Consider the following 3,143-nt stretch of genomic DNA (forward strand, 5'->3'; position numbering starts at 1 on the left):
GGCGCCGGAGGTGGCGGTGCTGGGCGCGGGCGATTGCGTGGCGCATTGCGCGAACCCGGCGTTCGACGCCTCGACGTGGGAGGTGTGGGCGCCGCTGCTGTCGGGGGCGCGGGTGGCGGTGATCGACAGCGAGACGGTGCTGTCGCCGACGGCGCTGGCGACGGCGCTGGTGGAGGCGCGGGTGACGGCGCTGTGGCTGACGGTGGGGCTGTTCAACGAATACGTGGACCGGCTGGGCGACGCGTTCGCGGGGCTGTCGCACCTGCTGGTGGGCGGCGATGCGCTGGACCCGCGCAGCGTGGCGCGGCTGCTCGATGGCGGTCGTGCGCCGGCGCGCGTGGTGAACGGGTATGGGCCGACGGAGACGACGACGTTCGCGGTGGTGCACGAGATCACGCGGTCGGACGCGTCGGGACGCTCGATCCCGATCGGCCGGCCGATCGCGAACACGCGGGTGTACGTGCTCGACGGCGAGGGCCAGCCGGTGCCGGTGGGGGTGTCGGGCGAGCTGCACATCGGCGGGGCGGGCGTGGCGCGCGGTTACCTGGGGCGCGAGGCGCTGACGGCGGAGCGTTTCGTGGCCGACCCGTTCGCGGGCGAGGCGGGTGCGCGGATGTACCGCACGGGCGACCTGGTGCGCTGGCGCGCGGACGGGACGCTGGAGTACCTGGGCCGCAACGACCAGCAGGTGAAGATCCGCGGGTTCCGGGTGGAGCTGGGCGAGATCGAGTCGGCGCTGTCGTCGCGGCCAGGGGTCCGGGGCGCGGTGGTGGTGGTGCATGCGGACCCGGCGCTGGGCAAGCGGCTGGTGGCGTACGTGGCGTCGGACGCGAGCGGGGCCGATGCGCTGCGCCGCGACCTGTCGGAGCGGTTGCCGGCGTACATGGTGCCGTCGTCGATCATGGTGTTGCCGGCGTTGCCGCTGACGGCGAACGGCAAGGTCGACCGGCAACGCCTGCCGGCGCCGGAAGCCGCGGTCGCGGCCGTGCACGAAGTGCCGCAGACGCCGACCGAGCACCGGCTGGCCGCGATCTGGGGCGGCCTGCTGGGCCTGGAACCGGTGCCCGCCAACGTCGGCTTCTTCGAAATGGGGGGGCACTCCCTGCTCGCCACGCGCGTCGCTTCGGCGGTCCGCGACGAGTTCGGTTGCCAGTTGAAAGTCAAGGACATGTTCGAGCACCAGACGGTGGCGAGCCTGGCGGCGTTCATCGACGCGATGTCGACGCACGCCCAGGCCGATGCCGCGCCGGCAGGCGATGAAGTGCTCGAGGAAATGGAGTGGTAACGCAATGAAGATGCTGGAGTTGCTCGACGCCCTTCGCGGGGCCGGGGTCGTGTTGTCGCTGGAAGCAGGGCGCCTGAAGACCGCCGCGCCTAAGGGCGCGATCACGCCGGCGCTCGCGGAGGGCATCCGGACCCATCGCGATGCGCTGGTGGACTTTCTCGCCCGCGCGCGCGTGGCCGGTGCGCCTGAGCCTGCCTGCATCCCCCGGGCGGTGGAAGCGGCGCTGCATCCCTTGTCCTTCGCCCAACAACGACTGTGGTTCATCGATCGCCTCGAAGGCGGCAGCAGCCAGTACAACCTGCCCGCGGCGCTCGAGCTCAAGGGGCGGTTCGAGCCCGACGCGCTCCAGCACGCACTCGATGCACTGGTCGAACGCCACGCGATCCTGCGCACGGGCTACGAAGAGCATGAAGGCGTCCCCATGCAGCGCGTTCACCCGGCGGGACGCGTGCCCCTCGACCGGCTCGACCTGCGCGACCTGGCCGGACCGGAAGGCGAGGACGCGCTGCGCGCGCGCATGGAAGCCGATGCAGGGCGTCCGTTCGACCTGGGCGGCGACTTGATGCTGCGCTGCACGCTCGTCGCGATGGCCGAGGCGAAGCATGTCCTGTTGTTCACCATGCACCACATCGCCTCCGACGGCTGGTCGATGGGGATCCTGGTGCGCGAGATGGCGGCCCTGTACGCCGGTTTCGCCCAGGGACAGGCCGTGGCCCTGGCACCGCTTCGCATTCAGTATGCCGACTTCGCCAGCTGGCAGCGGCAGCATGCCGCGCTGGACGCGCAGCTGGACTACTGGCGCACGCGGCTCGACGGCGCACCCACCTTGCTGGAACTGCCGACCGACCGGCCGCGGCCGCCGGTGCAGAGCCACGCGGGTGGATTGTTGCCGTTCCACCTGCAGCCGGCCTTGTGCGAGGCGCTCCACGCGCTCTCCCGGCGCCATGGCACCTCTTTGTTCATGACCCTGCTCGCGGGGTGGTCGGCATTGTTGTCGCGGCTGAGCGGCCAGGACGAGGTGGTGGTGGGCACGCCGGTGGCGAACCGCCAGCGCACCGAGGTCGAGCCGCTGATCGGCTTCTTCGTCAACACGCTGGCGCTGCGCGTGGGCTTCGATGCATCGACCACCGTCGCCTCGCTGCTGGACCAGGTGCGCGAGCACACGCTGGAGGCCTACGCGCACCAGGACGTGCCGTTCGAGCAGGTGGTCGAAGCAGTGCAGCCGGTGCGTTCGCTGGCGCACAGCCCCTTGTGCCAGGCGGTGTTGAGCTTCAACAACACGCCGGACTCGGGACGCCTCGAGTTGCCGGGCCTGACCCTGGAGGCCATTCCGCCCGAGCACCAGAGCACGCATTTCGACCTCACGCTCGCACTGCGCGAAGGCGAGGACGGGATTGCCGGTGGACTGGAGTTCGCCCGTGACCTCTTCGACGAAGCCACCCTGCGGCACTGGCTCGCGGGCTTCGCGAGCTTGCTGGAAGCCATGGCGCTTGCCGACCCGGCGACCCCGGTCGCGCGCTTGCCCTTTCTGGACGCAGCGCAACGCCAGCACCTGCTGCACGGGGTCCATGGCGCCTCTCAGCCCTTGCCGCATGCCAGCGTGCAGGCGGCCTTCGAGGCTCGGGTCGATGCCACCCCCGACGCGCTCGCGCTGACGGGCGAAGGCCGGCAGTGGACCTTCGATGCCCTGGACCGTGCCGCCAACCGCCTGGCCCATGGCCTGCGCGAGGTCGGGGTCGGCGCCGACGTACGCGTGGCGATCTGCGCCCCGCGCAGCGCCGGCTTCGTGGTCGCGATGCTGGCCGTGCTCAAGGCCGGCGCGGCCTACGTGCCGCTGGAGGTCGATGCCCCGGCCGCG

Annotated in this window: 2 protein-coding genes; both read left to right on the forward strand. The window is 71.5% G+C overall.

Annotated elements, in window-relative coordinates:
* Nucleotides 1–1,285, forward strand: a 1,285-nt coding sequence (locus tag H4F98_RS16545; protein WP_182688928.1) for a non-ribosomal peptide synthetase, incomplete at its 5' end; no start/stop codon positions are given.
* 4 nt (nt 1,286–1,289) lie between these two features.
* Nucleotides 1,290–3,143: condensation domain-containing protein (locus H4F98_RS16550; RefSeq protein ID WP_182688929.1), on the forward strand; the 1,854-nt coding region annotated here is incomplete at its 3' end.

The organism is Marilutibacter spongiae (genome assembly GCF_014145325.1).
Lineage (GTDB): Bacteria > Pseudomonadota > Gammaproteobacteria > Xanthomonadales > Xanthomonadaceae > Marilutibacter > Marilutibacter spongiae.